Source organism: Streptomyces sp. PsTaAH-137 (assembly GCF_003259365.1).
Lineage (GTDB): Bacteria > Actinomycetota > Actinomycetes > Streptomycetales > Streptomycetaceae > Streptomyces.
Map to the genome: position 1 here is coordinate 1 of NZ_QLLY01000005.1, position 25,835 is coordinate 25,835.

At 71.2% G+C, this 25,835-nt stretch carries 33 protein-coding genes; 16 read left to right on the top strand and 17 right to left on the bottom strand.

All coding sequences use genetic code 11. From position 1 onward, the window contains the following. The 3 genes from K377_RS11835 to K377_RS11845 all read right to left on the bottom strand — a co-directional run. Positions 1 to 516, bottom strand: a 516-nt coding sequence (locus K377_RS11835) for an electron transfer flavoprotein subunit beta/FixA family protein (protein WP_111663695.1), incomplete at its 3' end; no start/stop codon positions are given. A 225-nt stretch (positions 517 to 741) separates the two neighbouring features. Beyond that, entirely contained in the window at positions 742 to 1,248 is a 507-nt protein-coding gene (locus K377_RS11840; RefSeq protein WP_111663235.1) for a flavin reductase family protein, read from the bottom strand. A 215-nt stretch (positions 1,249 to 1,463) separates the two neighbouring features. Beyond that, on the bottom strand, positions 1,464 to 1,769 hold the full coding sequence (locus tag K377_RS11845; RefSeq protein ID WP_111663696.1) for a thioredoxin family protein: 306 nt from the start codon (positions 1,767 to 1,769) through the stop codon (positions 1,464 to 1,466). 241 nt (positions 1,770 to 2,010) lie between these two features. Here K377_RS11845 and K377_RS11850 point away from each other — a divergent pair, with 241 nt between their 5' ends. Beyond that, complete coding sequence (locus K377_RS11850) at positions 2,011 to 2,739, top strand: 1-acyl-sn-glycerol-3-phosphate acyltransferase (RefSeq protein ID WP_111663236.1); 729 nt, start codon at positions 2,011 to 2,013, stop codon at positions 2,737 to 2,739. Positions 2,740 to 2,796: 57 nt separating this feature from the next. On the opposite strand, the gene K377_RS11855 is transcribed toward K377_RS11850, so the two are convergent. The 8 genes from K377_RS11855 to K377_RS11890 form a co-directional block, all read right to left on the bottom strand. Further along, a complete protein-coding gene (locus K377_RS11855) occupies positions 2,797 to 3,396 on the bottom strand; it encodes a transglutaminase family protein (protein ID WP_111663237.1) in 600 nt (199 codons plus the stop codon). An 86-nt stretch (positions 3,397 to 3,482) separates the two neighbouring features. Further along, positions 3,483 to 4,553 (bottom strand): low specificity L-threonine aldolase, encoded by a 1,071-nt coding sequence (locus tag K377_RS11860; RefSeq protein ID WP_111663238.1) that lies wholly within the window; start codon positions 4,551 to 4,553, stop codon positions 3,483 to 3,485. Continuing rightward, positions 4,550 to 5,326, bottom strand: a complete 777-nt coding sequence (locus tag K377_RS11865; RefSeq protein ID WP_111663239.1) for an SDR family oxidoreductase — start codon at positions 5,324 to 5,326, stop codon at positions 4,550 to 4,552. Before K377_RS11865 ends, K377_RS11860 begins: the two co-directional genes overlap by 4 nt. Before the next feature lie 29 nt (positions 5,327 to 5,355). Continuing rightward, positions 5,356 to 6,765 carry a DUF6421 family protein gene (locus K377_RS11870; RefSeq protein ID WP_111663240.1) on the bottom strand — a complete coding sequence of 470 codons (1,410 nt, stop codon included), beginning with the start codon at positions 6,763 to 6,765 and terminating at the stop codon, positions 5,356 to 5,358. An 81-nt stretch (positions 6,766 to 6,846) separates the two neighbouring features. Continuing rightward, entirely contained in the window at positions 6,847 to 7,842 is a 996-nt protein-coding gene (locus K377_RS11875; RefSeq protein WP_111663241.1) for an alpha/beta hydrolase, read from the bottom strand. A gap of 318 nt (positions 7,843 to 8,160) precedes the next feature. Next, the gene (locus tag K377_RS11880; RefSeq protein WP_111663242.1) at positions 8,161 to 9,285 is read right to left on the bottom strand and encodes an LLM class flavin-dependent oxidoreductase; all 1,125 of its coding nucleotides are present in this window, start codon (positions 9,283 to 9,285) and stop codon (positions 8,161 to 8,163) included. 113 nt (positions 9,286 to 9,398) lie between these two features. Beyond that, positions 9,399 to 10,394 (bottom strand): type I glyceraldehyde-3-phosphate dehydrogenase, encoded by a 996-nt coding sequence (gene gap / locus K377_RS11885; RefSeq protein WP_111663243.1) that lies wholly within the window; start codon positions 10,392 to 10,394, stop codon positions 9,399 to 9,401. 175 nt (positions 10,395 to 10,569) lie between these two features. Continuing rightward, on the bottom strand, positions 10,570 to 11,529 hold the full coding sequence (locus tag K377_RS11890) for a GlxA family transcriptional regulator (protein ID WP_111663244.1): 960 nt from the start codon (positions 11,527 to 11,529) through the stop codon (positions 10,570 to 10,572). A gap of 96 nt (positions 11,530 to 11,625) precedes the next feature. Between K377_RS11890 and K377_RS11895 the strand changes: the two genes are divergently transcribed. The 4 genes from K377_RS11895 (at position 11,626) to K377_RS11905 (ending at position 13,767) form a co-directional block, all read left to right on the top strand. Next, complete coding sequence (locus K377_RS11895; protein WP_111663245.1) at positions 11,626 to 12,156, top strand: FABP family protein; 531 nt, start codon at positions 11,626 to 11,628, stop codon at positions 12,154 to 12,156. Positions 12,157 to 12,217: 61 nt separating this feature from the next. After that, positions 12,218 to 12,808: a PadR family transcriptional regulator gene (locus tag K377_RS11900; protein WP_111663246.1), complete on the top strand. Its 591-nt coding sequence runs from the start codon at positions 12,218 to 12,220 to the stop codon at positions 12,806 to 12,808. A gap of 84 nt (positions 12,809 to 12,892) precedes the next feature. Next, positions 12,893 to 13,018 carry a hypothetical protein gene (locus K377_RS42220; RefSeq protein WP_258395019.1) on the top strand — a complete coding sequence of 42 codons (126 nt, stop codon included), beginning with the start codon at positions 12,893 to 12,895 and terminating at the stop codon, positions 13,016 to 13,018. A 65-nt stretch (positions 13,019 to 13,083) separates the two neighbouring features. After that, positions 13,084 to 13,767 (top strand): glycerophosphodiester phosphodiesterase family protein, encoded by a 684-nt coding sequence (locus K377_RS11905; RefSeq protein WP_111663247.1) that lies wholly within the window; start codon positions 13,084 to 13,086, stop codon positions 13,765 to 13,767. A 12-nt stretch (positions 13,768 to 13,779) separates the two neighbouring features. On the opposite strand, the gene K377_RS11910 is transcribed toward K377_RS11905, so the two are convergent. Next, complete coding sequence (locus K377_RS11910; protein ID WP_111663248.1) at positions 13,780 to 14,310, bottom strand: GNAT family N-acetyltransferase; 531 nt, start codon at positions 14,308 to 14,310, stop codon at positions 13,780 to 13,782. Positions 14,311 to 14,389: 79 nt separating this feature from the next. Between K377_RS11910 and K377_RS11915 the strand changes: the two genes are divergently transcribed. Then, complete coding sequence (locus tag K377_RS11915) at positions 14,390 to 14,782, top strand: VOC family protein (RefSeq protein WP_111663249.1); 393 nt, start codon at positions 14,390 to 14,392, stop codon at positions 14,780 to 14,782. 216 nt (positions 14,783 to 14,998) lie between these two features. After that, the gene (locus K377_RS11920) at positions 14,999 to 16,438 is read left to right on the top strand and encodes an NAD(P)/FAD-dependent oxidoreductase (RefSeq protein ID WP_111663250.1); all 1,440 of its coding nucleotides are present in this window, start codon (positions 14,999 to 15,001) and stop codon (positions 16,436 to 16,438) included. 19 nt (positions 16,439 to 16,457) lie between these two features. Here the strand turns inward: K377_RS11920 and K377_RS11925 are convergent, their stop codons facing one another. Further along, complete coding sequence (locus K377_RS11925) at positions 16,458 to 17,009, bottom strand: MarR family winged helix-turn-helix transcriptional regulator (RefSeq protein ID WP_111663251.1); 552 nt, start codon at positions 17,007 to 17,009, stop codon at positions 16,458 to 16,460. A 208-nt stretch (positions 17,010 to 17,217) separates the two neighbouring features. Here K377_RS11925 and K377_RS11930 point away from each other — a divergent pair, with 208 nt between their 5' ends. The 4 genes from K377_RS11930 to K377_RS11945 all read left to right on the top strand — a co-directional run bounded on the left by K377_RS11930 (position 17,218) and on the right by K377_RS11945 (position 20,300). Beyond that, a complete protein-coding gene (locus tag K377_RS11930) occupies positions 17,218 to 17,769 on the top strand; it encodes a DUF5134 domain-containing protein (RefSeq protein WP_111663252.1) in 552 nt (183 codons plus the stop codon). 109 nt (positions 17,770 to 17,878) lie between these two features. After that, positions 17,879 to 18,817 carry a M56 family metallopeptidase gene (locus K377_RS11935; RefSeq protein ID WP_111663253.1) on the top strand — a complete coding sequence of 313 codons (939 nt, stop codon included), beginning with the start codon at positions 17,879 to 17,881 and terminating at the stop codon, positions 18,815 to 18,817. A gap of 61 nt (positions 18,818 to 18,878) precedes the next feature. After that, complete coding sequence (locus K377_RS11940; RefSeq protein WP_111663254.1) at positions 18,879 to 19,571, top strand: phosphatase PAP2 family protein; 693 nt, start codon at positions 18,879 to 18,881, stop codon at positions 19,569 to 19,571. Positions 19,572 to 19,604: 33 nt separating this feature from the next. Next, the gene (locus K377_RS11945; protein ID WP_111663255.1) at positions 19,605 to 20,300 is read left to right on the top strand and encodes an HAD family hydrolase; all 696 of its coding nucleotides are present in this window, start codon (positions 19,605 to 19,607) and stop codon (positions 20,298 to 20,300) included. 81 nt (positions 20,301 to 20,381) lie between these two features. Here the strand turns inward: K377_RS11945 and K377_RS11950 are convergent, their stop codons facing one another. Continuing rightward, positions 20,382 to 20,564 carry a hypothetical protein gene (locus tag K377_RS11950; RefSeq protein WP_111663256.1) on the bottom strand — a complete coding sequence of 61 codons (183 nt, stop codon included), beginning with the start codon at positions 20,562 to 20,564 and terminating at the stop codon, positions 20,382 to 20,384. Between the two features lie 214 nt (positions 20,565 to 20,778). Between K377_RS11950 and K377_RS11955 the strand changes: the two genes are divergently transcribed. Then, positions 20,779 to 20,991, top strand: a complete 213-nt coding sequence (locus tag K377_RS11955; RefSeq protein ID WP_111663257.1) for a hypothetical protein — start codon at positions 20,779 to 20,781, stop codon at positions 20,989 to 20,991. 57 nt (positions 20,992 to 21,048) lie between these two features. Here K377_RS11955 and K377_RS11960 read toward each other — a convergent pair whose 3' ends face one another. Next, positions 21,049 to 21,246: an antitoxin gene (locus K377_RS11960; RefSeq protein ID WP_111663258.1), complete on the bottom strand. Its 198-nt coding sequence runs from the start codon at positions 21,244 to 21,246 to the stop codon at positions 21,049 to 21,051. Between the two features lie 194 nt (positions 21,247 to 21,440). Here K377_RS11960 and K377_RS11965 point away from each other — a divergent pair, with 194 nt between their 5' ends. The 3 genes from K377_RS11965 to K377_RS11970 all read left to right on the top strand — a co-directional run bounded on the left by K377_RS11965 (position 21,441) and on the right by K377_RS11970 (position 23,049). Then, positions 21,441 to 21,818, top strand: coding sequence for a DUF6221 family protein (locus K377_RS11965; protein ID WP_111663259.1), 378 nt, complete (start codon positions 21,441 to 21,443; stop codon positions 21,816 to 21,818). Beyond that, entirely contained in the window at positions 21,815 to 21,943 is a 129-nt protein-coding gene (locus tag K377_RS42225) for a hypothetical protein (RefSeq protein ID WP_258395020.1), read from the top strand. The genes K377_RS11965 and K377_RS42225 overlap by 4 nt, the downstream gene beginning before the upstream one ends. Positions 21,944 to 22,335: 392 nt before the next feature. Then, positions 22,336 to 23,049, top strand: a complete 714-nt coding sequence (locus K377_RS11970) for a TetR/AcrR family transcriptional regulator (RefSeq protein ID WP_111663260.1) — start codon at positions 22,336 to 22,338, stop codon at positions 23,047 to 23,049. On the opposite strand, the gene K377_RS11975 is transcribed toward K377_RS11970, so the two are convergent. Next, a complete protein-coding gene (locus tag K377_RS11975; protein ID WP_111663261.1) occupies positions 23,037 to 24,542 on the bottom strand; it encodes an LVIVD repeat-containing protein in 1,506 nt (501 codons plus the stop codon). The two genes, K377_RS11970 and K377_RS11975, sit on opposite strands and share 13 nt — an antisense overlap. A gap of 116 nt (positions 24,543 to 24,658) precedes the next feature. On the opposite strand from K377_RS11975, the gene K377_RS11980 reads away from it, so the two are divergent. After that, positions 24,659 to 25,294 (top strand): DUF305 domain-containing protein, encoded by a 636-nt coding sequence (locus tag K377_RS11980; protein WP_161195175.1) that lies wholly within the window; start codon positions 24,659 to 24,661, stop codon positions 25,292 to 25,294. An 18-nt stretch (positions 25,295 to 25,312) separates the two neighbouring features. On the opposite strand, the gene K377_RS11985 is transcribed toward K377_RS11980, so the two are convergent. Continuing rightward, entirely contained in the window at positions 25,313 to 25,810 is a 498-nt protein-coding gene (locus tag K377_RS11985) for a DUF6214 family protein (protein ID WP_111663262.1), read from the bottom strand. Between the last annotated feature and the right edge of the window lie 25 nt (positions 25,811 to 25,835).

Here is a 25,835-nt window from a genome sequence, read left to right on the forward strand (position 1 = left end):
CGCCTGCAACTGCTCCGAGGCCGTGTCACCGTCCCGGCGGCCCGACACCGCACCACCCTCGACCGACACCTCCGACAACAGCGTCACCTGCGGCACACCCAGACGCTCCGCGACCAGCGCCGGCACGATCCCCGCCGTACCGTCCGTCGACGCCATCCCCGAGACCACCAGATCGAAACCGGCCTTCTCGATCGCCTTCGCCAGCACCAGCGACGTACCGATCGCGTCCGTACCGTGCAGATCGTCGTCCTCGACATGGATCGCCTTGTCCGCACCCATCGACAACGCCTTGCGCAGCGCGTCCTTGGCGTCCTCCGGACCCACCGTCAACACGGTGATCTCCACGTCGTCGTCCGAATTCTCGGAGATCTGCAACGCCTGCTCGACCGCGTACTCGTCCAACTCCGACAGCAGACCGTCCACATCATCCCGGTCCACGGTCAGGTCATCGGCAAAGTGCCGGTCGCCCGTGGCATCCGGCACGTACTTCACGGTGACAACGATCCTCAAGCTCACGCCGGCTCTCCTACTGCAATCGTCTTTTACTGGGCGGCTGTGCTGCTGCGTCGAAAAACGCCTTGTACCAGGCAGCATAGGCGCCTGAAGCGGACTCTTCCGGTCGGGGCGGCCCGCGCTCCGAACGAAATATTACTCGTCAGTACATCCAGATTATGCCCGCTAAGCAAGCGCTTTGAACTGTGACGTTGCCAACGCTCCGTAATCGCCCGGAGCTGGGAACTCTCAGTCGCGCAGCGCGTTGAAGCGCCCCTGGTGGTAGAGAAGCGGACGGCCGGCGCCCGGCAGGTCCCCGCAGACCGCCTCGGCGAGCACGATCCGGTGGTCACCGGCGGGGACCCGGGCGATCACCTTGCAGACCATCCAGGCCAGTACGCCGTCGAGGACCGGAACCCCCTCGGGCCCCTCGGACCAGCGCGTGGGCGCGCCGAAGCGGTCGGCGCCACTGCGTGCGAACGTCGCGGCGAGGTCCGCCTGGCCCTCGGCGAGTATGTGCACGCCGACATGGCCAGCCTCCGCGACGGTGGGCCAGCTGGAGGCGCCGACGCCGATACCGAAGGAGATCACGGGCGGCTGGGCGGAGACGGAGGTGAGCGAGGTGGCGGTGAAGCCGACGGGGGCGCTGCCCGCCGCCGTGATCACCGCGACGCCCGCGGCGTGCTGACGGAAGACGGAGCGGAGGAGATCGGGGCCGGCCGGCAGAGCGGTGCGAAGGTCCGGGGTGACCGTCATGGACGTGTCCTTCTGCGGGAGGGTACGAGCGGGGTCCGAGGCTGCGTCAGACACGACAACGGGCGCTCGAACAGCGCGCGAGATCGATGTGGACCCGCTGGTGGAGAAGGAGTTCCGGCGGCATAGGGTCAGACTGACGATACGTGGTGCGTGCAGTCAAGTGCGTTCCGTCATCTGGGAGATGAGTCACCCCGGCACCACCGTGCGTGAGGGCGTCACACCGCTTCACCGAGCGCGGCGATGACGTCCGCCTTGCGCGGCTGCCCCGCCGCCCGCCGCACCTCGCGGCCGTGGGCGTCGAGGACCAGCACGGTCGGCGTCTTGACCACCCCAACGGCGCGTACGAGGTCGAGTCTCGCCTCGGCGTCGATCTCGATGTGCGAGACGCCCGGGACGAGTGCGGCGACTTCGCCGAGCACGCGCCGGGTGGCCCGGCAGGGCGCGCAAAAGGCGCTGGAGAACTGAACGAGCGTCGCCCGCTCCCCCAGCTCCGCGCCCAACTGCTCGGCACCGAACGTCATTTCACCCACGGTCACTCCTGTCCTCCTTTGTCCGCCGTCTCCACTACAGCGCTCAAACGTCTCTGCGCATTCCGGCCAACGTGACCAGGATCTCGCGCGGCACCGGAACCAGGACTGGCCAGCCAGCCGTTCTTCGGGCACGATCTGCGCAAGCCGCAATACCTACGGCTCCGTAACTTAACGCCGGGAACCGTCCCACCCATCACGTTCCCCAGGCACTTCAGAAGGGTCCTCCCTCTCCATGGCAGAGCTCGTCTACCGTCCGGTCATCGGCGCCGCGAAAACGATGTTCAAGGCGCTCGACCTGAAGATCGACTGCAAGGGCTCGGAGAACATTCCGCGCTCGGGCGGTGCCGTCCTGGTCAGCAATCACATCAGCTACCTGGACTTCATCTTCGACGGCCTCGCCGCGCTGCCCCAGAAGCGTCTGGTCCGGTTCATGGCCAAGGAGTCGGTGTTCCGGCACAAGATCTCCGGTCCGCTGATGCGCAGCATGAAGCACATCCCGGTGGACCGTTCGCAGGGTGAGCACGCGTACCAGCACGCGTTGCAGTCGCTGCGCGCGGGCGAGGTCGTGGGCGTCTTCCCCGAGGCGACGATCTCGGAGTCGTTCACGCTGAAGAGCTTCAAGACGGGTGCCGTGCGGCTGGCCCAGGAGGCCGGGGTGCCGCTGATCCCGATGGCGCTGTGGGGCACGCAGCGGGTCTGGACCAAGGGCCGCCCGCGCAACTTCAAGCGGCAGCACATCCCGATCACGATCCGGGTCGGCGAGGCCCTGGAGGCTCCGTCCGACCAGTACGCGGGTGCGATCACGCGCCGTCTGCGCAGCCGGGTGCAGGAGCTGCTCGAAGCGGCGCAGCGCGCCTATCCGGTACGCCCCAAGGGTCCGAACGACACGTGGTGGATGCCGGCCCATCTCGGTGGCACGGCGCCGACCCCCGAAGAGGTCAAGGCCGCCGAGGCCGGCTGAGCCGCGCGACGGGGGCCGAACTGCTCCGGAAGCAGGACCGGTTCGGCCCCCGCCGCTTCACGCAGCGAGCGAGTCGGGCAGGTTCTCCCAGAGGTGGGGACGGTCCGGCGCGGCGCGCAGCACGTCGAGCACCGCCGGATGCGGCGCGTCGAAGAGCGCCGGATAGTCCACCTCGCCCTCGCCCGTATCGGGCACCCAGGCCAGCCGCTCCCCCTGGAGCGAGAACTGGGCGTCGACGCCCGGCTTGTTCCCCCGGCAGTCCTGCCGGTGCCATGCGCCGTGGAACCGTACGGCGATGAGCCCGTGCACGCACCAGCCCGTTCCGGCGTCGTGCGTCAGCCGCTGGTAGCAGAGGGCCGCGGGGATGTCCTCCGCGCGCAGGAGCGCCGTCAGGGCGTGCGCCTTGGCGTGGCAGATGCCGGTGCCCTTCTCCAGGACGTCGGAGGCCCGCCAGGTGACACGCGGGTCGCCGCTGTCGGCGGAGTGCGGGATCGCGTCACGGACGTACTCGTAGGCGGCGCGGGCGTATGCATATGAATCGACGGACTCTTCGGCCAGCCGTGCGGCCGTCTCCCGGACGAGCGGATGGCGATGATCGATGACGTCGTCCGCCGCCAAATAGGCGGAGAGATCAGGGTTCTGCTGGATCAGCTGCATGGCACGCGAGCATAGGTATGCGGTCGACCGCGAGTCAATGACTTTACGGTCGACCGCATACCTATGCAGCCTCTGATCTGACGTGTCTAGCGCGCCATCTCTTCCTTGAGGGACGCGACGAACCCGTCGACGTCCTCCTCGCGGGTGTCGAAGGCGCACATCCAGCGGACGTCGCCGGCTGTCTCGTCCCAGAAGTAGAAGCGGTACTGCTTCATCAGGCGCTGGGCGACGTCGTGCGGGAGGCGCGCGAAGACGCCGTTGGCCTGCACCGGGTAGAGGATCTCCACGCCGTCCACCGCACGGACGCCCTCGGCGAGGCGCTGGGCCATCTCGTTGGCGTGCCGGGCGTTGCGCAGCCACAGGTCCTTGGCGAACAGCGCCTCCAACTGCACGGACACGAAGCGCATCTTGGAGGCGAGCTGCATGGACAGCTTGCGCAGGTGCTTCATGTGCCGCACGGCGTCCTGGTTGAGGACGACGACGGCCTCGCCGAAGATCGCCCCGTTCTTCGTGCCGCCCAGGGAGAGGATGTCCACGCCGACCGTGTTCGTGAACGTCCGCAGGGGGACGTCGAGGGACGCGGCCGCGTTGGCTATCCGGGAGCCGTCGAGATGCACCGTCATGCCGTGCTGGTGGGCGTGGTCGCAGATCGCGCGGATCTCGTCGGGCGTGTACAGCGTGCCCAGTTCGGTGGACTGCGTGATCGAGACGACCTGCGGCATCGCGCGGTGCTCGTCGTCCCAGCCGTACGCCTGGAGGTCGATGAGCTCGGGCGTGAGCTTGCCGTCCGGGGTCGGGACGGTGAGCAGCTTCAGGCCGCCCATCCGCTCGGGGGCGCCGCCCTCGTCGACGTTGATGTGCGCGGACTCGGCGCAGATCACCGCACCCCAGCGGTCGGTGACCGCCTGGAGCGCGACGACGTTGGCCCCCGTGCCGTTGAAGACCGGGAAGGCCTCGGCGGTCGGGCCGAAGTGGCTGCGGATGGTCTGCTGGAGATGGGCCGTGTAGTCGTCCTCGCCGTACGCGACCTGGTGCCCGCCGTTGGCGAGGGCGAGCGCCGCGAGCACCTCGGGGTGGGTCCCCGCGTAGTTGTCGCTGGCGAAGCCTCTGACGGTGGGGTCGTGATGCCTGCGGGCGTCGGTCCTGGGAGGGTTCACGGCTTCTCGGTCAGCCACAGGCGGGTCCCGTTCACTTCGGCGGCGGGCCGGTTCCAGACGCCGGTGATGGCCTCGGCCAGCTCCTTGACGTCGGTGAAGCCCGCGAACTTCGCGTTGGGGCGCTCCGCGCGCATCGCGTCGTGCACCAGCGCCTTGACCACCAGGATCGCAGCCGCCTGCCGCGGCCCGGCATCGCCCCCGGCCTTGCGGAACGCGTCGCCGAGGGCGAGCGTCCAGGCCTCGGCCGCGGCCTTGGAGGCGGAGTACGCGGCGTTCCCCGCGGTCGGCTTCGAGGCGCCGGCCGCGCTGATCAGCAGGAAGCGGCCGCGGTCGGAGCGGGTGAGCGGGCCCTCGAAGGCGAGCGAGGTGTGCTGCACCGTACGGATCAGGAGCTTTTCGAGCAGGTCCCAGTCGGCGAGGTCGGTCTCGGCGAAGGACGCGCTGCCGCGCCAGCCGCCGACGAGGTGGACGACGCCGTCGACCCGGCCGAAGTCCTTCTCGATGCGGTCCGCCCAGTCGCGGGTGGCCTGAAGATCGAGGAGGTCCACGGTGTCGCCGACGACGGTGGCGCCGCCGTGCGCGTAGCGCGCCTCGTCGACGGCCTCGGCCAGGCGCTCGGCGTCCGCGTCGGCGCCGATGACCGTGGCACCGGCCTCCGCGAGCCGCTTGAGCGCGGCGCGGCCCGCGGGCCCGGCCGCCCCGGCGACCGCGATCACGGCACCGTCCAGCGTGTCCTTGCCCGTGACCTCGGTGGTCCCGGTGGTGTCCGTCATGGCAGTCGCCTCCTGCGGTACGGGGTTGCTCACGCGGCCACCCGCTCGGCGCCCGCCGCCGTGATGCCCTTGGTGGAGGCGATCACGTTCTTCAGCTTCTTGGAAAGCGCCTCATAGAACATGCTCAGCGGAAACTCGTCCGGAAGCACCTCGTCCACCAGCTTGCGCGGCGGCAGCGAGGTGTCCAGGGCGTCGGGGCCCTTGGCCCAGCGCGAGCCCGGGTGCGGGGCGAGGTACGTCGACACCAGGTCGTACGCGGCGAACCAGTGCACGAGCTTCGGGCGGTCGATGCCGTCGCGGTACAACTGCTCGATCTCGCCGCACAGCTGGTTCGTCACCTCGGGGGCGCGCTGCCAGTCGATGAGCAGCTTGTTGTCCGTCCAGCGCAAGACGTCGTGCTTGTGCAGGTACGCGAAGAGGAGCTGGCCGCCCAGACCGTCGTAGTTCTTGACGCGGTCGCCGGTGACCGGGAAGCGGAACATCCGGTCGAAGAGGACGGCGTACTGCACGTCGCGCGCCTGCGGGACGCCGTCGGCCTCCAGCTTCACCGCCTCCTTGAAGGCCGTGAGGTCGCAGCGCAGCTCTTCGAGCCCGTACATCCAGAACGGCTGCCGCTGCTTGATCATGAACGGGTCGAAGGGCAGGTCGCCGTGGCTGTGCGTGCGGTCGTGGACCATGTCCCACAGCACGAACGCCTGCTGGCAGCGCTCCTGGTCGCCCACCATGTCGCGGATGTCGTCGGGCAGTTCGACACCGAGGATGTCCACGGCGGCCTCGGTGACCCGGCGGAAGCGGGCCGCCTCGCGGTCGCAGAAGATGCCACCCCAGGAGAACCGCTCCGGCGCCTCGCGCACGGCGATGGTCTCGGGGAAGAGCACCGCCGAGTTCGTGTCGTAGCCGGAGGTGAAGTCCTCGAAGGTGATGCCGCAGAACAGCGGGTTGTCGTAGCGGGTCGCCTCCAGCTCGGCGAGCCAGTCCGGCCACACCATCTTCAGGACGACGGCCTCCAGGTTCCGGTCCGGATTGCCGTTCTGCGTGTACATCGGGAAGACCACCAGGTGCTGGAGGCCGTCCCGGCGCTGCGCGGCCGGCTGGAAGGCGAGCAGGGAGTCCAGGAAGTCGGGGACCGCGAAGCCGCCGTCGGCCCAGCGCCGCAGGTCGCCCACGAGCGCGTCCAGGTACGCGGCGTCGTGCGGCAGCAGCGGGGCGAGCCGCTCGACCGCGGTCACGACCCGGTCCACGGCCTCCTTGGCGTCGGCCACCGACGGGGCGCCCTCGGCGTCGAGATCGATCGACCCGTCCTTCTCCTGCCAGGTCCTGATCTCCTCGACGGCGTCCTTGAGCACGGGCCAGGCCGGGTGCTCCACCACCCTGTCACCCATCCCCTGGACCGCAGGAACAGTTTCCTCCACGGCCTTCTGCACAAGAATTTCCGTCATGTCTCATCCTCCACGGGAGAACCTCGCGTATGGACACCGTATGCATGCAAGGTTCTCCGCCACAAGAGGAGACTCGGGAAATTATCCTGCCCGACCCCCTGCATCACCGTCGTTTTTCCTGTCCCGACCGCTTGAAACGATGACCTCGACCACATCCGCGACGGCTCGACGGGCATCTTCCAGCAGTTCGGGGAAGCCGAAGAAGCCGTGGAACATGCCCGGGAAGCGGCTCTCGGTGACGGGCACACCGGCGTCCTTCAGGGCCCGCGCGTACGCCTGCCCCTCGTCGCACAGGGGGTCGCAGCCGGCGGTCACGATGTGCGCGGCCGGAAGCCCCGCCAGGTTCTCGGCGAGGAGCGGTGAGACGCGGGGGTGGGACGGGTCGCCGTCGGGGCCGAGGTACTGCTCCCGGAACCAGGCGCAGGCGGCGGCCGTGAGGAAGTAGCCCTCGGCGTTCTCCTCGAACGAGCCGGTCTTCTGGCGGGCGTCGGTCGCCGGGTAGATCAGGAGCTGCCGGGCGATCGCGGGCCCGCCCTCGTCGCGGGCGACCTGGGCGACGACCGCGGCGAGGTTGCCGCCCGCGCTGTCCCCGGCGACGCTCAGCGCTCCCGCGTCCGCGCCGAGTTCGCCCGCGTGGGCGGCGACCCAGCACACGGCGGCGTACGCGTCGTCGATCGCGGCGGGGAACCGGTGCTCGGGGGCGAGCCGGTAGTCCACGGACACCACGACGGCGCCGGCGTCGCGGCACAGGGCGCGGGCGGTGCTGTCGTGGCTGTCGAGGCCGCAGATGACCCAGCCGCCGCCGTGGAAGAACACGACGACGGGGACCGGCTCTGCTCCGCCTCCTTCCGGGCGGTAGATCCGGACCGGGATCGGGGGGCCGTCGGGGGCCCCGGGTATCTCCCGGTCCTCGATCTCGCCCACGGCGGGACCCGGGAAGGGGGACGCGGGGGCCTGCGCGAGGATGCGGCGGGCTTCGGTGGCGTCGGTGACGGTGCCGCCGATGTCGGGGAAGGCGGCCGTTATCGCGTCCACGAGGGGGCGGGCTTCCGGGGCGAGGCGGTCCGGGGTTTTCATGCGGCTCCTTGTCGGGGTGGGTTGTCGGCTAACGGCGGGTGGGGGCTGGTCGCGCAGTTCCCCGCGCCCCTCATGGGTTGTTCGTTCGCCTGCGGGCCGGTGGCCGCTTCTCGCGCAGTTCCCCGCGCCCCCGAAGGGCTGCCGGTCAACTGACGGCCGGTGGCCGCTTCTCGCGCAGTTCCCCGCGCCCCTGAGGCGAGCTTCGCTCGCCCAGGGGCGCCGAGGGGAGGCTGCGCGTCAGCGCATGCCTCAGGGGCGCGGGGAACTGCGCGACCAGCCACGACGGTGGCGCGGGCGGAACTCGAACCGGGCCGCCCCCTACCCCTCCAGTCGAAAATGCGGGATCACCGTCTCGCCCCATTGACGCAGCGTCTCCAGACAGGCCGCCTGCGGCACCGTGCCCATCTGGATGAGGCACATGATCTCGTCGGCACCGGCGTCACGGAGACGTTCGACGTAGGCGATGGCGTCCGCCGCCGTGCCGTAGGCATGGTCGGCGTTGAAGGTGGCGGTGGCGCTCGGGCGGACAGGGATGTGCTGTTCGTTGAGGCGGGCCACGACCTGTTCGGCGGCCCTGCGCATCTCGGCGGCCTCGTCGGTGCCTTCGACGACGGCCTCGTCGGGTATCCCTGCACCGCCGTACCAGTGCCCGATGGACTGGGCGAAGAAACGCTGGCCGCGGATGCCGATGGCGCGGGCCGTCTCCCGGTCGTCGAGGACGATCGTGGGACACAGCACCGAGAAGTGGTCGTTGACCACGGAGGAGACGAGGCGCTCGGCGGTGCGCCCCGCCGTCGCCGCGTCGTAGACCCGGCGCATCTCGGCGATCGACTCCGGCCCGGCGAAGCCCATCACCAGGGCACCCACGCCGAGTTCGGCCGCCTGGCGCAGGGTCTCGGTGCGGCTGCACGCCAGGAAGAGCGGCGGGTGCGGGGTCTGGGCGGGACGCGGCAGGATCGGGTGCGGGTCGATGTCGAGGAGCGGGCCGTGGTGCTCCAGCTCGTCCTTCTCCCACGCCTTGCCGATGATGCGGAGCGCCTCCTCGACCTCCTGCGTCGTACGGTCCTTGTCGACGCCGCACAGGGACGTCTCCTGCACCGTGCCGCCGCGCCCGGCGCCGAGGTCGAGCCGCCCGCCCGACAACAGGTCGAGCGTGGCGGCGCGTTCGGCGACTCGGGCGGGATGGTTGAAGGCGAACGGCATGCAGACGACGCCGTGCCCGACGCGGATGCGGGAGGTGCGGGCCGCGACCCAGGTCAGGAAGATCTCCGGGGCCGACATGTGCGCGTACCACTTGAGGGAGTGGTGTTCCACGGCCCAGATCCGGTCGAACCCCATCTCCTCGGCGAGGACGGCCTGTTCGACACAGTCGTGGAAGAGCTGATGCTCGCGGTCGACGGTGGGATCGGCCAGTTGCGCCTCGAAGATGACGGAGAACTTCACTGTTCCTCCCGGGAGTTGAGACAGCGGTGGGGCATCGCCTCCATATGACTATTAGGTATATGACGGAGCGTCAGAGATGGGAAGGGGCGGGCGGGCACCGGCCTTCCGGCGTCTCAGCCGGCGAGCAGGTTGAGCGTGTCGACGACGCGGTTCGAGAAGCCCCACTCGTTGTCGTACCAGGCGACGACCTTGATGTGGCGGCCGTCGACCCGGGTCAGGGCCGCGTCGAAGACGGACGACGCCGGGTTGCCCACGATGTCGGACGAGACCAGCTCCTCCTCCGAGTACTCCAGGACACCGGCGAGAGGTCCGTCGGCGGCGGTGCGGTAGGCGGCGAGGACCTCGTCACGGGTCACGTCGCGGGCGACCGTCGTGTTGAGCTCCACGATCGAGCCGACCGGGACGGGCACGCGGATCGAGTCGCCGGACAGCTTCCCGTCGAGGTTCGGCAGGACGAGGCCGATCGCCTTGGCGGCGCCGGTCGTGGTCGGCGTGATGTTGACGGCGGCGGCGCGGGCCCGGCGGGCGTCTCGGTGCGGGCCGTCCTGGAGGTTCTGCTCCTGGGTGTAGGCGTGCACGGTCGTCATGAAGCCGTGCTCGATGCCCGCGAGGTCGTCGAGGACGGCGGCGAGCGGCGCCAGCGCGTTCGTGGTGCAGGAGGCGTTCGAGACGATCGTGTGCAGGGCCGGGTCGTACCCGTCGCTGTTCACGCCGTAGGCCAGGGTGATGTCGGCGCCGTCCGAGGGGGCGCTGACGAGGACCTTCTTCGCGCCCGCGTCGAGGTGGGCGCGGGCGGCCTTCGCCGAGGTGAAACGGCCGGTGGACTCCAGGACGATGTCGATGTCGAGCTCGGCCCAGGGCAGCTCGGCGGGCTCGCGCTCGGCGAGCACCTTGATGCGGCGGCCGTCGACGACGAGCGCGTCCCCGTCGACGGTCACCGGGCGGCCGAGCCGGCCCGCCGTCGAGTCGTAGGCGAGCAGGCGGGCGAGCGCGGTGGGCTCGGTGAGGTCGTTGACGGCGACGATCTCGAGGGCGGAGTCGCGCTCCAGGAGGGCGCGCAGGACGTTGCGCCCGATGCGGCCGAATCCGTTGATGGCGATGCGGGTCATGTGCGGGTCTCCCGTCGGTCCGACGGAGCCGGTGCGTGCGGACGACCGGCCCGTCCGGGGTGAATGTCGAGGTCCCCTCAGCGGGAACGTCTCCACACTCGCGCGCCGCGGGCTTGGCCGACAGCGGCGGGAACGCCATGGTTCGAAAGTATCCCGCCACCGCGATCGGGCCGGGCTACTCGCCGCGGGCGAAGGTCCGCCGGTACTCGGTCGGAGTGGTGCCGAGGATGCGCTGGAAGTGCAGGCGCAGGTTGGCGCCGGTGCCGAGACCCACGTCGGCGGCGATCTGCTCGACGGCCAGCTCCGAGCGTTCGAGGAGTTCGCGGGCCAGGTCGATCCGGGCCCGCATCACCCACTGCATCGGCGTGTACCCGGTGTCCTCGACGAAGCGCCGGGAGAACGTGCGCTCCGACACCGCCGCGTGCCGGGCGAGGATCCGCAGGGTGAGCGGGTCGCCGAGCCTGCTCAGGGCCCATTCACGGGTGGCGGCGAACCGTTCGCCGAGCGGCTCGGGGACGCTGCGCGGCACGTACTGGGCCTGGCCGCCGCTGCGGTAGGGGGCGGCGACCAGGCGCCGGGCCGCGTGGTTGGCCGCGGCCACGCCGAGGTCGCCGCGCAGGATGTGCAGGCACAGGTCGATGCCGGACGCGGCGCCCGCCGAGGTCAGCACGGTGCCCTCGTCGACGAAGAGGACGTTCTCGTCGACCCGGACGTGCGGGTACTGCTCGGCCAGCGCCTGCGTGTAGTGCCAGTGGGTCGTGGCCCGCCGCCCGTCGAGCAGACCCGTCGCGGCGAGCGCGAAGGCGCCCGTGGAGATCGCGGCGAGCCGGGCGCCGCGCGCGTGGGCGGCGAGCAGCGCGTCGACGACCGCCGCCGGCGGCGCCTCCCGGTCCGGGAACCGGTATCCGGGCACGAACACGATGTCCGCCCACTCCAGCGCCTCGAGCCCGTGGGCGACCGCGTACGACAGACCGTCGCCCCCGGTGACGAGCCCGGGCGCGGGCCCGCACACCCGGACCTCGTACGGCATGCTCGCGCGGGTCGTGAACACCTGGGCGGGGATCCCCACGTCCAAGGGTTTCGCCCCTTCGAGGACGAGGACGGCGACGCGGTGCGGGCGGGCGGAGACGGACACGCACGTGAGGTTACGGGGCGTACCGGGCGGGAGCGCGCCGCGCCGCCCCCTAAGCTGGCCCCGCCATCACCCCCGTACCCGCATCCGGAGTTCACCGTGTCCGACGCCGTGCCCGCCTACCCGTACAGCGATCAGCCGAAGGAGGCGCACCCGCTGCTCGCGCCCGTGCTCGGGCTGCTCGGGACCTGGCGCGGTCGGGGCCGTGGCGGATATCCGACGCTGGACGGCGACTTCACGTACGCGCAGGAGGTGACGTTCAGCCATGACGGGCGGCCCTTCCTGCACTACGAGGCCCGCGCCTGGCTGATCGACGGGCACGACGCGCCGCTGCGGCCCGCCGCCCGCGAGAGCGGCTTCTGGCGGCTTCAGCCCGACGGCCGGGTGGAGGTCCTGATCACGCAGCCGACCGGCATCGCGGAGATCATGGCCGGTACGGCCGACGGCACGACGGTCGCGCTGGCCACCGAGGACGTGGCGCTGACGCCGACCGCGAAGAAGGTCGAGGCGACCACGCGCCGGTACACGCTCGCCGGGCCCGGCACGCTGGACTTCGTGCACGAACTCGCGGCGGTGGGGCAGCCGTTGCAGCACCACCTGACGGCACGGCTGCACCGCGCGACGGCGTAGCCTCCGGCCTCTTGCGTCGGCCTCTTGCGTCCGCGTTTCCCGCGAACTTCAATGCGGACGCATGCCGACACCTCGACTCCCGCAGACCGCCTGGGCCGTGCTCGGGCTGCTCTCCTTCCCGGGCGAGCGGACCGGGTACGAGCTGAAGAAGTGGGCGGACTCCTCCCTGCGGTTCTTCTACGGAGCGCCCGCGTTCAGCCAGATCTACGCGGAACTGCGCCGCCTCGAGGACCTCGGCCACGTCACCTCACGACGCTCCGGGCCCGAGGAACCGCGGGCGAAGCGGGCGTACACGATCACCGAGCAGGGGCGGGCCGCGCTGGCCTCCTGGGCCGCGGACACCCACGATCCCGGCCCGGTGTCGCTCAAGCACCCGGTGCTGCTGCGGGTCTGGCTGGGGCACCTCGCCGAGCCGGAGCGGCTGCGCGCGCTCGTCACGGAGCACGTGGCGCGGGCCGAGGGCGAGCTGGACGAGGTACGGGACGCGCTCGCGAAGGCGGACGGGGTGGAGGCGTGGGCGCATCCGCAGATCGCGCTGCGCTGGAGCGAGCGGCGGCTGGTGGCCGAAGTGGAGCTGGCGCGCGGCATGTTGGCGGATCTGGTGGCGCTCGGTCCGGGTCAACCCGTGGCGGACTCGCCCACGTCCGGGTGACGTCGCCGGGTGCCGGCCCGGCGGGGCGGTAGGACGGTCGGCGTCCCCGTCCCGCACCGTCAGGCCCGCAGGAGCGCACCCGTCGTGAGCATCCGAGCCGTACTCGTCGCCGCCGTCGTCACCGGACTGCTGCTGGGGATCGTGGGATCCCGGCAGCACGATTCCGGTCACCTGCGCCACTCCGGTTCGGTCGCGGAGTCGGGTCGTTAGGCTGCGACTACCTGGGTACGTAAGCGCGTGACAGCAGAGTCGCCGTCGACGGAAGCGAGACCGCCTTGAACTTCCTCACCATCGGGCATCGCGGTGCCATGGGTGTCGAACCCGAGAACACCCTGCGATCCTTCGTCGCCGCCGAACGGGCGGGACTCGACCTCATCGAGCTGGATCTGCATCTGAGCAAGGACGGCGCGCTCGTCGTCATGCACGACGCCGACGTGGACCGCACGACGGACGGCAGCGGCCCGATCGCCGAGCAGACCCTCGCCGAACTGCGCACGCTCGACGCGGGGCGCGGCGAGCGGATCCCGGTCTTCGAAGAGGTTCTGGACGCGGTGAGCGCTCCGCTCCAGGCGGAGATCAAGACCGTCACGGCGGCCCAGGCGCTCGCCGAGGTGATGCTGCGCCGCGATCTGGTGGACCGGGTCGAGGTGATCTCGTTCCACGACGAGGCGATCGCGGAGATCGCGCGGCTCGTGCCGGGGGTGCGCACGGCCCTGGTCGCGAGCCGCTACGGCACCGATGTCGTCCAGCGGGCCGTGTCCGTCGGCGCCACGACCCTCGTCCTGAACATCCGCCGCCTCACCCAGGAGATCGTCGAACACGCCCGCAAGGCGGACCTGCGGATCATCGGCTGGGTCGTGAACACCCAGGACGACCTGAGGCTCGTCCGCGCCCTCGGTCTCGACGGCGCCACCACCGACTACCCGGAGATCAAGCGGACGGGCCGGTTCACCGCGTAGCCCGGACCGGGCTCAGGCCAGCGGCTTGACCAGCAGCTCGAACTGGAGGTCGGCGCGCTGCGGGATGCCGAAGCGCTCGTCGCCGTACGGGAAGGGGGTCATCGTTCCCGTACGGCGGTAGCCGCGGCGCTCGTACCAGGCGATGAGCTCGTCGCGTACGGAGATCACCGTCATGTGCATCTCGCGCACGCCCCAGGTCACGCGCGCCCGCCGCTCGGCCTCCGCGATGATCTGCTTGCCGAGGCCCGCGCCCTGGAGGGCCGGGCTGACGGCGAACATGCCGAAGTAGGCGGCCGTGTCCCGGTGCTCCAGCTGGCAGCAGGCGACGATCTCGCCGTCGCGCTCGACGGTCAGCAGGCGGCTGTCGGGGTCCTTGATGACGGTCAGCACGCCCTCGGGGTCGGTGCGCTGCCCCTGGAGGATGTCCGCCTCCGTGGTCCAGCCGGCCCGGCTCGTGTCCCCGCGGTAGGCCGACTCGATGAGCGCCACGAGCGCGTCGGCGTCCTCCACGACGGCATCACGGTAGGTCAGGGCGGCGGTCATGGAGGACTCTCCGATCTCGTACGGGTGCGGGCCTGTCGGCGCCGTCGAGGTTAACCCGGGCGCACTACTGTGCGTCGGCATGGTTCATGTACTGAGCAGCAGAGTCCTCGTCCGGCCCGTCGATCCCGAGCGGTCGCGGCGGTTCTACGGCGATGCCCTGGGGCTCGCCGTGTACCGCGAGTTCGGCACCGGGCCGGAGCGGGGCACGGTCTACTTCCTCGGCGGCGGCTTCCTGGAGGTGGCGGGCCGGGCCGAGGAGGCGCCCGTGCCGCATCTGCGGCTGTGGCTCCAGGTGGCCGACGTGGCGGCGGCGCACGAGGAGCTGGTGGCGGCCGGGGTGGAGGTGCTGCGGGAGCCCGTCCAGGAGCCGTGGGGGCTGGTCGAGATGTGGGTCGCGGACCCGGACGGGCACCGCATCGTGCTCGTGGAGGTGCCGGCGGAGCATCCGATCCGGTACCGGCCGGGGATCTAGGAGCGGCCCCGAGGGATCACGCCGGGCCCACCGAATGGCGTAGCCCGGTCCCTCGTCGTCCGGAATGTGGACATCCGTAGAGCGCCGCTGACGTGCGGCGACCCGGTCCAGGCCGGAGGATGGCGCTGATCCGGGGATTCGGCGGCGCCGATCCGGATAGACGCAAGACCGCAAGACCGGCACGGCCCTCGCAGTCCAGCCCAGGAGAAATCCGAGATGACCGCTCCCCGGAACACGAACGCTCCCCGCACCTCGAAGCCGCGGATCCTGATCGTCGGCGGCGGATTCGCCGGGATGGAGTGCGCGCACAAACTGGAGAAAGAGCTGAAGCCCGGCGAGGCCGTGCTGAAACTCATCAGTCCGATGGACCACCAGCTCTATCTGCCGCTGCTGCCGCATGTCGCGTCCGGGGTGCTGACCCCGCAGTCGGTGGCCGTACCGCTGCGCCGGATGCTGCGGCGCACCGCGATCCTGCCGGGCGGCGCGGTCGGCGTCGACCCGAAGGCGAAGGCGGTCGTCGTACGGAAGATCAACGGCGAGGAGATCGTCGAGCGGTACGACCATCTCGTCCTGACGCCGGGCAGTGTCACCCGGCAGTTCGACATCCCGGGCGTCGACGAGCACGCGGTGGGGGTGAAGACGCTCGCGGAGGCGGCCTGGATCCGGGACCACGTGATCTCGCAGCTGGACCTCGCCGCGGCCAGCTCGGACCCGGCCGAGCGGGAGGCGCGGCTGCAGTTCGTCGTCGTGGGCGGCGGCTACGCGGGGACGGAGACGGCCGCCTATCTCCAGCGGCTGACGACGTCCGCCGTGAAGCGGTATCCGGGGCTCGACCCCAAGGACATCAAGTGGCATCTGGTCGACGTGGCTCCGAAGCTGATGCCGGAGCTCGGCGACCGGCTCGGCGACAAGGCCATGGACATCCTGGAGCGCCGCGGGCTGCACGTCTCGCTCGGCGTGTCCGTCGCCAAGGCCACCGAGTCCACCGTGACGCTGACGGACGGCCGGGAGCTGCCCTGCCACACGCTGATCTGGACGGCCGGTGTCGCGCCGAGCCCGCTGGTCGCCACCCTCGGCGCGGAGACGAACCGCGGCCGGCTGGTGGTCACGCCGCGGCTGACCGTGCCCGGCATGGACGGGGTCTTCGCGCTCGGCGACGCCGCGGCCGTGCCGGACCTCGCCAAGGGCGGCGACGCGATCTGCCCGCCGACCGCGCAGCACGCGATGCGGCAGGGCTGGGCGGCGGCCCGCAATGTGCTCGCCGCGGTGCGCGGCAACCCGCTGACGCCGTACCGGCACAAGGACCTCGGCCTCGTGGTCGACCTCGGTGGCATCCAGGCCGTGTCGAAGCCGATGGGCGTGCAGCTGACCGGGCTGCCCGCCCAGGTCGTCGCGCGGGGCTACCACCTGGGGGCGCTGCGGACGCTGACGGCCCGGTTCCGGACGGCGGCGAACTGGGGTCTGAACGCGGTCGCGGGCGACGACTTCGTGCGCACCGGGTTCCAGCGGCACCGGCCCGCCACGCTCAAGGACTTCGAGATGACGGACGCGTATCTGTCGCCGGAGGAGATCCACGCGGCGGTCAGCGCGTCGGTCGCGGGGCGGGCGATGACGCCGCAGCGGCCGGACCTGCCGATCGCGCAGCTTCCCGAGTAGTCGGGGCGGCCGGGTCCCGTCAGACCCGGCCGCCGCCCAGGCGTCCTTCGAGCTGGAGCAGCAACTCGCCGAGCAGTGCGGCGAGTTCGCCCTCGTGGCCGCCCGCGAGTCCCGCGAGGACCGACGCCTCGTACGCGAGCTGCTGCGGCAGCACCTCGTCGACCAGGGCCCGCCCCTCGTCGGTCAGGCTCAGCTGCGAGACGCGTCGGTCGCGGGTGTCGGCGCGCCGGGCGACGAAGCCCCGCTCCTGGAGCAGCTTCAGCCGCTTGGTGACCGCGGCGCCGGACGCGAACGTCTCACGGGCCAGATCGCCGGGGGTCAGCTCGCGGCCGGTGCGCCGCAGCGTGCCGAGCAGATCGAACTCGGGGCGGGTCAGCCCGGCGCGGCGCAGCGGAGCGTCCTCGGCCTGCTGGAGCAGCGCGGCGCACCGGTTGATCCGCCCGATGATCTCCATCGGGCCCGTGTCGACATCGGGGCGCACGCTCTGCCACTGCCGTACGACCGACGACACGGTGTCGGCCACCGTGTGCGGCGTCTGCGGTTCCCTGTCCGCGCCCTGCTCCGTGCTCATACCTGCCCGACCGGCCCTTTCACCTGTGCCGACGGCCTCGTCGCCGTCGGTGCCCCCAGTGTCGCCGATCCGTGCCGCGCGGGTGTTTCACCCGCAAAACACCGCGTGTGCTCCCCTGCGCCGCCTTAAGCCCCCGCGCACCGGGGCATCCCCTCGATGGCCGCGCGAAACGCGCGGCCTGTGCGGGAGAGGGCAAGGGGGACCCGGGGTGCACGGATCGCTGTCGGCCGCCTGGCTGCTTGTCGCGCTGTGCGCGGCGACCGGCGCGTACTGCCTGCTGCGGCTGCGCAGCGGCGTGGAGGAGCAGCGCCGTACGGCGGGCGGCGAGGCGCTGATGGGCTTCGGCATGGCGCTGATGGCGGTGCCCGCGGCGGTCCTCACGCCGCCGCGCTGGGCGTGGCTGCTGTACGCGGTGGTGTTCGGCGGCGCGGCCCTGCGGGCGCTGTGGGCGTCCCGCAAAGCACCCGGGCACCATCTGCACCATCTCGTGGGGACGTTCGCGATGGCGTACATGGCGCTGGCTATGGCAGTCCGACCGGAGGCGCACGCCCACCACGGCGGTGCGGGCGCGCCCCTGCTGACCGGTCTGCTCCTCGCCTACTTCACGGCGTACGTCCTGTGGACGGGCGCCCGCATGGCCCCGCAGGGCGCCTCGCCTGGCGGCACCGTGTGGGCGGGCTGGGGCGACCGGCCGGAACTGGCGCGGGCCTGCCGGCTGTCCATGGGGATCGGGATGCTGGCGATGCTGCTGACGATGTGACGCCGCCGCCCTCCCCGGGCCCCGCGTCCGGCCGAACGAAACCGTGGCGTACATCACTTGGCGCCCCAGGCCGTATCGGGGGTCGCGTGCGGCTCATAGGGTGACGGGTATGACGGTCCCCGTAGCGCTGTTGCTGCTCGGCGCCCTCGCCGCTGTCGTCGCCCCCCGTCTGCTCGGGCGCGCCGACTGGCCCGAGCGGGAGCCGATCGTCGCGCTGTGGGTGTGGCAGTGCGTGGTGGCCGGTGTCCTGCTGTGCTGCGCCCTGTCCATGACGCTGAGCGCGGCCGCCGCCTGGAAGGCCGTGCGCGGGCATGTGTTCGCCCCCGCACCGCACTCGGTCGTGGCCGCCTACGCTCCCGGCGGCACCGGTCCCTGGGCGGGCGCCGTCGCCGTGACGCTGGCGCTCGGCGGGGCCTGGACGGCGGCGATGCTGGTGCGCGAGGTGCACCGGGCGCGGGCTCGGCGGGCCCGGCGCCGTGCCGAACTGCAGGTGCGCGCACCGCTGCTGCCCGGCGAGGAGCCCGGCGCGGACCGTCTCGTCGTGCTGGAGGGCGAGCGTCCCGACGCCTGGTGGCTGCCCGGCCAGAGTCCCCAACTGGTCATCACCACGGCTGCGTTGCGCCGCCTGAAGGGGCGTCAGCTGGACGCGGTGCTCGCTCATGAGATGGGCCACGCGCAGTGGCGGCACGACTGGCTGCTGCACTGTTCCGGCGCGTTGGCCTCCGGCTTTCCGCAGGTGCCGGTGTTCGCGGCGTTCCGTGACGAGATGCACCGGCTGGTCGAGCTGGCCGCGGACGATGTCGCCTCGCGCCGCTTCGGCCGGCTGACCATCGCGCTGGCCCTGGTGGAACTCAACGAGGACCGAGGGGTGTTCTCGGGCCCCTGCCCGACCCCGCAGGCGCACGTGCCGCAGCGGGTGCACCGGCTGCTCGCACCTCCGTCCCGGCTCACGCCGGGGCGCCGTCTGCGGCTGACGGCGGCTGCGGCGCTCGTCCCGCTCGTGCCTCTTCTGGTGACGTTCGTGCCCGGCCTGCGCGCGCTGGGTTAGACCGCGCCGGGGCGGCCGCGTCGGGCTGGATCGGGTCCTGCCCATCGGCGAGGATCGGGGCATGCACCCGGCACCGCCCGACTCCCCGCCCGAAGCCCCGCCTCCGGCACAAGGCCGCCGTACTGCGCCGCTGCTGCTCACGCTCCTGCCCTTCGCTCTGCTCCTGGCGCTGGTGGCGGCCCGCTGGAACCCGCTGATGGATCTGGACGCGGACATCTCGCGCTCGCTGCACCGCGAGGCCGTCGCCGAGCCGGACCTCACGCACGCCAACCGCGTCCTGTCGGACTGGGTGTGGGACCCGTGGACGATGCGCGCCCTGATCGCCGTGGTCGCCGTCGCGATGGCGTGGCGGCTGCGGGACGCCGTGCTGGCCGGCTGGATCGCGGCTACGTGTCTGCTGGGCACGCTGCTGCAGCAGGCGCTCAAGGCACTGGTCGGCCGGCCGCGGCCGGTGTGGCCCGACCCGGTGGACTCCGCGCACTACGCGGCGTTCCCCTCGGGGCACGCGATGACGGCCACGGTCGTGTGCGGCCTGCTGCTGTGGCTGCTGCGCCGCCACGGCGTGGGGCGCGGCCTGTGGCGCACGGCGCTCGTCGTGTCCTTCGTCTCGGTCGTCGGGGTCGGGCTGACCCGGCTGTGGCTCGGGGTGCACTGGCCGTCCGACGTGGCCGGCGGCTGGCTGCTCGGCGCGTTCACGGTCCTGCTGTCCACCGCCGCGTACGAGAGGTGGCGGGCCGCGGGCCGTCGCACTTGACCCGCGCGTCGCGCCGCGCGGAGCATCGGGCGCATGACGATCAAAGCCGTGCTCTTCGACTTCTCCGGAACGCTCTTCAGGATCGAGTCCACCGAGTCGTGGCTGCGGGCCGCGCTCGACGCGACCGGACTGACGCTGCCCGACGCCGAGTTCGACCGGGCCGTCGCCGGTCTGGAGGAGGTCGGGGCGCTGCCGGGCGGCAGCACCCACCACATCGACGTCCCCGCGCATCTGGCCGGTCTCATGGCGGTCCGCGACGTGGACGCGGACCGCCATCGCGCCGCGTACACCGGTCTCGCCCGCGAGGTGCCGCTGCCCGACGAGCGGCTCTACGACGCCCTGTACGAACGTCACATGGCGCCGGCTGCCTGGCGCCCGTACCCGGACGCGGCCGAGGTGCTCACCGCGCTGCGGGGGCGCGGGGTTCCGGTGGGCGTGGTCAGCAACATCGGCTGGGACCTGCGGCCCGTCTTCGTCGAGCACGGCCTGGACCCGTACATCGGCACCTACGTCATGTCGTACCGGTACGGCGTGCAGAAGCCGGATCCTCGGCTGTTCACGACCGCGTGCGAGGAGCTCGGGGTGGCTCCGGAGGACACCCTGATGGTCGGCGACGACCGGCGCTCGGACGCGGGGGCGGCGGACATCGGCTGCGCGGTGCGCTTCGTGGACCATCTTCCGGTGGCCCAACGGCCGGACGGACTACGCCCGTTGCTCGACCTGCTGTGAGAGCGCCCACGCACGTCCGGCGTGGCGCCGAGGACCCGCCCGCCACCGGAGTGGATCCGCCGTCGGCGACGGGCGGGCGTCTTAGTCGGCCTGCTTCTCGCCGGAGCGGTGCGGCCAGGAGGTGCGGGTGTACGCGTGCAGGTGGTCACTGTCGTGACCGGCACCGAGGGTGCAGCGCAGGGTGTCCCCCGGTTTGCGGACGAAGCAGAGGACTGGGATGACCGACCAGCCCTCCTTGTTCTGGGATTGCGTCGACGTGCTCATGCCTGTCTTACGCCCTCTCGGGGCGTGCCGGATGCACCGTTCACTCGCCTGATCCTCTTTCGGGAGGTGGGTGCGGAAGGGGGCACAGGAGTGCGGATCCCGGGGCGGGGCAGGAGGGAAGGATGAAGGTTCCGGTCGCCTTGGTCGTCGTCGACAGTGCGGCGGACCGGTGCGTGAAGTCGCGGAAGGACCACTGACCATCCACCCTGGACTTATGCCCACCGCCCCGATAGTCGTCCACCCGCCGCTCGGCACCGGCGGCCGGCGCGTCACCGCGCGCGGGCAGATTCTCGGCCTCGCCCACAGCGACAGCGACGTCCTGGAGTTCCTCCGGCGCGCGGGTCTCGACCACGCGGAGGCGCTGCTCGACGATCCCGCCTGGGTGAAGTGGCGCGGCGGGCGCGCGCACCACTACGAAGCGGCCTGAACACCCGGGGCCCCGCCGTGTCGACGGCGGGGCCCCGGGCTCGGTCCACGCGGGAGGTCACGACTTCGGCGGCTGCTCCTCCTGGCCCCGGTCGCCGCCCAGCTGCTCCTTGAGCTTGTCCTGGGCCGTGTCGACCTGGCTGCTGTACTTGCCCTGAGTCTTGCTGTCGACGAAGTCACCGGCCTTGTCGACACCCTTGCCGGCTTGGTCCTCGTGCCCCTTGAGCATCTGCTTGAGCTTGTCCATCACGGACATGGTCGGCCTCCTAGGTTCGAGCCCTACGTCCAGGATGCGGTCGGGCCGCCCTTGCCGCATCCTGACTGCGCCGTACGAGTCGTGCCAGTGGCGCCTCGGACAGCGTCCGCGCGCCATGAGTACCGCGCCTCACCTGCGATACGTTGGAGCCATGGAGCCGCCCCCGTCCCCTCGCGCAGAGATCACCGCAGCTGATGGATGACCTCGTGCGGTGGCTGGGCACCCAACTCGACGCGGACACCCGCCGGGCAAGCAGCCTGCACGCCCTTGAATGCGACATTCACGCCTACCTCCAGGGCGACCTGGAGTCGGTGAAAGCGGCCATGGCGATGTTCCACGAGGCACCGGGCGCGGTCTGCGACTGCGGGGTCCCGGCCCGGGTGCTGCGCGAGACCGACGCCAAACGACGCATCCTCGCCCGCCTCGGCATCACTCTCACGGAAGCCGCCTCACCGGACCACCTCGTGCAGGGCCCGGCCCGCATGGCGCTGCTGGTGATGGAACCGGTGGCCAAGGACCTGGCCGCCGCGTACGCGGACCGCCCCGGGTACCGCGAGGAGTGGCGGCCGTGACACCCCGGGCAATCTTCCTGCCTATGGCGCACGAGGCCCCGTACTGGCTGAGGATCACGATCGCGGCCGTGGCACTCGGCCTGGTCGCGGCCCGGCTGTGGCTGTTCTTCCGGCGCCGGAAGTGACCGAACGGTATACGGCGGCGCTGTCGCCGAAGCCCCATCGATCCGGCGACAGCATCCATCCCGCTCCGGGATCGGACGGGGGGATCTTCCGATCCCTTCCCTTACACCCTTGCTTCCGGCGCCGCACGGAGCGGAGATGCGGCGCGAGGCCACGAAGCCGGGACAGTTTCGCCCTGTGTGTCGAGGGTGTTGGGGATGCCGTCCCCCGTCGGAACGGGCCCCGGCCAGTGCTGACACCGCCCGACACCCGAGCATGAAATCGGCCGTATTCGGACGATCCCCCGCGTCGCCCGAATACGGCCGGTCCGCCTCGGCGCGTCGCAGCCCGGAGGCCGGGGGCCGAGATGCGCTGAGTATAGTTGGCTGAGAGCCAGTCAACGCAGGAGATAAGAATGTCCCCCCGCAGCGCATCGGTCAATGAGGAGTTGCGCCGACGTTCCCGCGAGCGGCTTCTGCAGGCGACGCTGGAACTGGTCGGGGAGCGGGGGTACGACGCGACGACGCTCGGGGACATCGCGGACCGGGCCGGTTCCGCCCGGGGGCTGGTCTCGTACTACTTTCCCGGGAAGCGGCAGTTGCTGCAGTCGGCCGTGCACCGGCTGATGAACCGGACGTTGCAGGAGGCCCTGGAGCGGGAGCCGCGGCCCGCCGAGGACGACGGTGACGAGCGGCTGGCCCGGGCCGTCGACGCGATTCTCGGACTCGCCCGCGATCAGCCCGTGCTGATGCGCACGCACATGGCCGGAATTCTGCAGGCCGAGGGTTTTGTGCAGTGCCCCGAGCAGCAGCGGCTCGCGGTGCTGCTGCGCGACACCGTCGTACGGCACGGGACGCTCGACGTCGACCGGGACTATCCGATGCTGCGGGCCCTGTTGATGGGTGCCGTCTTCGCCGCCCTCGTGCCCGGGGCTCCGATGCCGGTCGGGACGTTGCGCGCCGAGTTGTTCCAGCGGTACGGGCTTGCCTGGGAGTCGGGCTTCCCGCCGGACGGCGGCCCTGGCGGCCTGCCGTCCGACGAGCTTCCCGCGCACGCCCGCGCGGCCGACTTCTCCCGCTACTTCGAGCCGCTGTGGCCGGCCGCGGCGGACGGCGATCAGTCGAAGTAGTCCGGCTGCGTCTGGGTGTTGAGCTCGTCCAGGTGGATCCGCTTGGCCGGATCCGTGCGCCGGTCGCTGAGCTTCAGGACGTCGAAGCCCTTCGCGATGTCGTTGGAGTAGATGTAGCCGTTGTAGTAGTACGCGGACCAGGAGCCGCCGACGGTGAGGGTGTCGGTGGTCAGGGGGCCACGCTCGAAGTAGGCGATCTCCTTCGGCTTCGTGGAGTCGGTGAAGTCCCAGACCGAGACGCCGCCCTGGTACCAGGCCTGCACCATGAGGTCCTTGCCCTTGACCGGGATCAGCGAGCCGTTGTGCGCGACGCAGTTCTCGGTGTCGGCCTGGTGGCGCGGGATCTTGTAGTAGCCGCGGAAGACGAGCTTGCTCTTGTCGCCCTTGCCGACGATGTCGTAGATGCCGTCGGCGCCGCGGTCCGGGCCGATCGCCGCGTTGCAGGTGGCCGCTCCGCCGCCGCCCAGCTCGTCGGTGAACACGACCTTCTTCGCGGTCTGGTTGAAGGTCGCCGAGTGCCAGAACGCGAAGTTGACGTTGTCCTGGACCTGGTCGATGACCTTCGGGCGCTCCGGGTCCTTGATGGAGAACAGGATGCCGTCACCCATGCAGGCACCGGCCGCCAGGTCCTTGGAGGGCAGGACCGTGATGTCGTGGCAGCCCGTGGTCTTGGAGACGCCGGGGTTGGTGGGCGCGCCCGGGTTGCCGCCACCGTCGGGGCCCTCACCGGGGAAGAGGACGGGGAAGTTGACCACGGCCGCCTTCTGCGGGGCCTTGCGCGGCACCTTGATGACGGAGATGCCGTCGTGCGGCGGCTGACAGTCGGGGAACGAGGCGCTCGGCGAGTACGACGAGACGTACACGTAGATGTTCTTCTTCTCCGGCACCAGCGTGTGGGTGTGCGAGCCGCACGCGGTCTCGACGGCGGCGACGTACCTGGGGTTCTTCTTGTCGCTGATGTCGAAGACCTTCATGCCCTCCCACGACGACTTCTCGGTCGCGGGCTGGGTGGTGGAGGCGCAGGAGTTGTCGCTGCGGGAGCTGTCCGTCGACAGGAAGAGCAGGTTCCCGGAGACGGAGATGTCGTTCTGCGAGCCGGGACACAGCACCTGCGCGACGGTCTTCGGCGCCTTCGGGTTGCTGATGTCGAAGATGCGGAAGCCGTCGTAGTTGCCGGCGAAGGCGTAGCGGCCCTGGAAGGCAAGGTCCGAATTGGTGCCGGGCAGCGCGTCCTTGGGGATGTTGGTGAGGTGTTCGATGTTGGCGGAGTGGACGATCTCGTCCTGGCCGGGTATCTCGCCTGCGGCTATCGCCTTCTCGGCCTGCGCCTGTGCGCTCTTCGAGACGCCGCGGGGTGCGGCGGAGCGGTCCCCCGGGTCGGGGGTCGCCGAGACGGGCCCCGCGGCGAGCAGGGCTGCCAGGAGTCCAGCCGCTGCCGTGGCGACTCCCAGGCGTCTTCCGCGTGTTCGGGCGAAGCTGTGCAACAGGGTCACTGTTGTCTCCCTCGTCTCCCTGATCGTTGGTGACGTCGTTCGTTCGTGAACGGTTCACCCATCCCCCGAGTATCGTCTTCACCATGCACAGATCAACAGATGGCAACGCACTCGTCATGAAAGTTGCTGTGTTCGCGCTGCTCGCGGCGCTCGCGGCGGGGGTGAGCGGATGCGATTCGGGGGGCGACGCCGAGGCCGACTCCCCTGTCTCCGCCGGGAGTTCGGTGATCGCGCCGGGCAAGCCGGGCGAGGCCGCGGAGACCCTGTCCGCGCAGGACGCACAGGAGCGCAAGGCCGACGACCGGCCCAACTCCGCGGACGTCGGCTATGCGCAGATGATGATCCGGCACCATGAGCAGGCGCTGACGATGACTCGACTCGTGCCGAAGCAGGCCGAGTCGGCGCAGGTGAAGCGGCTCGCCGAGCGGATCACGGCAGCGCAGGGGCCGGAGATAGAGACGATGCGCGCGTGGCTGAAGAAGTACGGGAAGCCGGAGAGCGGTTCCGGGCACGCCGGGCACGAGGCGATGCCGGGGATGGCGACCGAGGGGCAGTTGAAGAAGCTCCGGGCGGCGCGAGGGGCCGCGTTCGACGCGCTGTTCCTGAAGCTGATGATCACGCATCATCAGGGCGCGGTGACCATGGCGACGGAGGTCAAGAGCGACGGCAACGACGTGGTCGTCGAGGAGATGGCCGACGATGTGATCGCGCAGCAGACCACGGAGATCTCCCGCATGCGCGAGATGTCCTGATCGCTGCCGCGCCGCGGTTCAGCGCCGGTTGTGGCGGGGCGCCAGCAGGCCCGCGTCCCGGGCACCGGCGATCATGCGCAGGGATTTGCGCCGGCTGCGGCCCGTCGCGCACATGACCGCGAGGACCGGATCGGCACCCTCGTTCTGGGCCGCGCGGTAGGCGTCGGCGACCGCGCGGCGGCCCTCGACGCCGCGCGGCACGGAGGAGCGGGCCCGGTGGCCAGCCGGTTCCGTGACCTCCGGGCACACGGTGGCGGAGGGTGCGGGGACGGCCGGGGCGTACGGCCCGGCGACGCTCTGGCAGGCGTCCCGGACCGGGCCCTCCATCCACTCCGCGAGGGAGGCGAACTCCGCTACGGAAAAAGGTGGTTGAGCCCGTACGTCCTCGATGGAGACGCCGCCTTCGGACACGACGGCGATCACGTCGACCCGGGTTCCGCCGTCGAGACCGAGGCGGACGTGGAACCACGGCGAGGGGAGGGCGTGCGCGGCGTCGGCCCGGAGGTCGCCCGTCACCGAGCCGTATCCCTGGATCTCCCAC

What these genes read in the sequence shown, in the direction of transcription:
- K377_RS11840 (WP_111663235.1), bottom strand. Translation starts at nt 1,248, where the DNA reads ATGACGGTCACCCCGGACCTTCGCACCGCTCTGCCGGCCGGCCCCGAT.
- K377_RS11845 (WP_111663696.1), bottom strand. Translation starts at nt 1,769, where the DNA reads ATGACGTTCGGTGCCGAGCAGTTGGGCGCGGAGCTGGGGGAGCGGGCG.
- K377_RS11850 (WP_111663236.1), top strand. Translation starts at nt 2,011, where the DNA reads ATGGCAGAGCTCGTCTACCGTCCGGTCATCGGCGCCGCGAAAACGATG.
- K377_RS11855 (WP_111663237.1), bottom strand. Translation starts at nt 3,396, where the DNA reads ATGCAGCTGATCCAGCAGAACCCTGATCTCTCCGCCTATTTGGCGGCG.
- K377_RS11865 (WP_111663239.1), bottom strand. Translation starts at nt 5,326, where the DNA reads ATGACGGACACCACCGGGACCACCGAGGTCACGGGCAAGGACACGCTG.
- K377_RS11870 (WP_111663240.1), bottom strand. Translation starts at nt 6,765, where the DNA reads ATGACGGAAATTCTTGTGCAGAAGGCCGTGGAGGAAACTGTTCCTGCG.
- K377_RS11875 (WP_111663241.1), bottom strand. Translation starts at nt 7,842, where the DNA reads ATGAAAACCCCGGACCGCCTCGCCCCGGAAGCCCGCCCCCTCGTGGAC.
- gap (WP_111663243.1), bottom strand. Translation starts at nt 10,394, where the DNA reads ATGACCCGCATCGCCATCAACGGATTCGGCCGCATCGGGCGCAACGTC.
- K377_RS11900 (WP_111663246.1), top strand. Translation starts at nt 12,218, where the DNA reads ATGCCGACACCTCGACTCCCGCAGACCGCCTGGGCCGTGCTCGGGCTG.
- K377_RS11910 (WP_111663248.1), bottom strand. Translation starts at nt 14,310, where the DNA reads ATGACCGCCGCCCTGACCTACCGTGATGCCGTCGTGGAGGACGCCGAC.
- K377_RS11915 (WP_111663249.1), top strand. Translation starts at nt 14,390, where the DNA reads ATGGTTCATGTACTGAGCAGCAGAGTCCTCGTCCGGCCCGTCGATCCC.
- K377_RS11920 (WP_111663250.1), top strand. Translation starts at nt 14,999, where the DNA reads ATGACCGCTCCCCGGAACACGAACGCTCCCCGCACCTCGAAGCCGCGG.
- K377_RS11925 (WP_111663251.1), bottom strand. Translation starts at nt 17,009, where the DNA reads ATGAGCACGGAGCAGGGCGCGGACAGGGAACCGCAGACGCCGCACACG.
- K377_RS11935 (WP_111663253.1), top strand. Translation starts at nt 17,879, where the DNA reads ATGACGGTCCCCGTAGCGCTGTTGCTGCTCGGCGCCCTCGCCGCTGTC.
- K377_RS11940 (WP_111663254.1), top strand. Translation starts at nt 18,879, where the DNA reads ATGCACCCGGCACCGCCCGACTCCCCGCCCGAAGCCCCGCCTCCGGCA.
- K377_RS11945 (WP_111663255.1), top strand. Translation starts at nt 19,605, where the DNA reads ATGACGATCAAAGCCGTGCTCTTCGACTTCTCCGGAACGCTCTTCAGG.
- K377_RS11950 (WP_111663256.1), bottom strand. Translation starts at nt 20,564, where the DNA reads ATGAGCACGTCGACGCAATCCCAGAACAAGGAGGGCTGGTCGGTCATC.
- K377_RS11955 (WP_111663257.1), top strand. Translation starts at nt 20,779, where the DNA reads ATGCCCACCGCCCCGATAGTCGTCCACCCGCCGCTCGGCACCGGCGGC.
- K377_RS11960 (WP_111663258.1), bottom strand. Translation starts at nt 21,246, where the DNA reads ATGTCCGTGATGGACAAGCTCAAGCAGATGCTCAAGGGGCACGAGGAC.
- K377_RS11965 (WP_111663259.1), top strand. Translation starts at nt 21,441, where the DNA reads ATGGATGACCTCGTGCGGTGGCTGGGCACCCAACTCGACGCGGACACC.
- K377_RS11970 (WP_111663260.1), top strand. Translation starts at nt 22,336, where the DNA reads ATGTCCCCCCGCAGCGCATCGGTCAATGAGGAGTTGCGCCGACGTTCC.
- K377_RS11980 (WP_161195175.1), top strand. Translation starts at nt 24,659, where the DNA reads ATGAAAGTTGCTGTGTTCGCGCTGCTCGCGGCGCTCGCGGCGGGGGTG.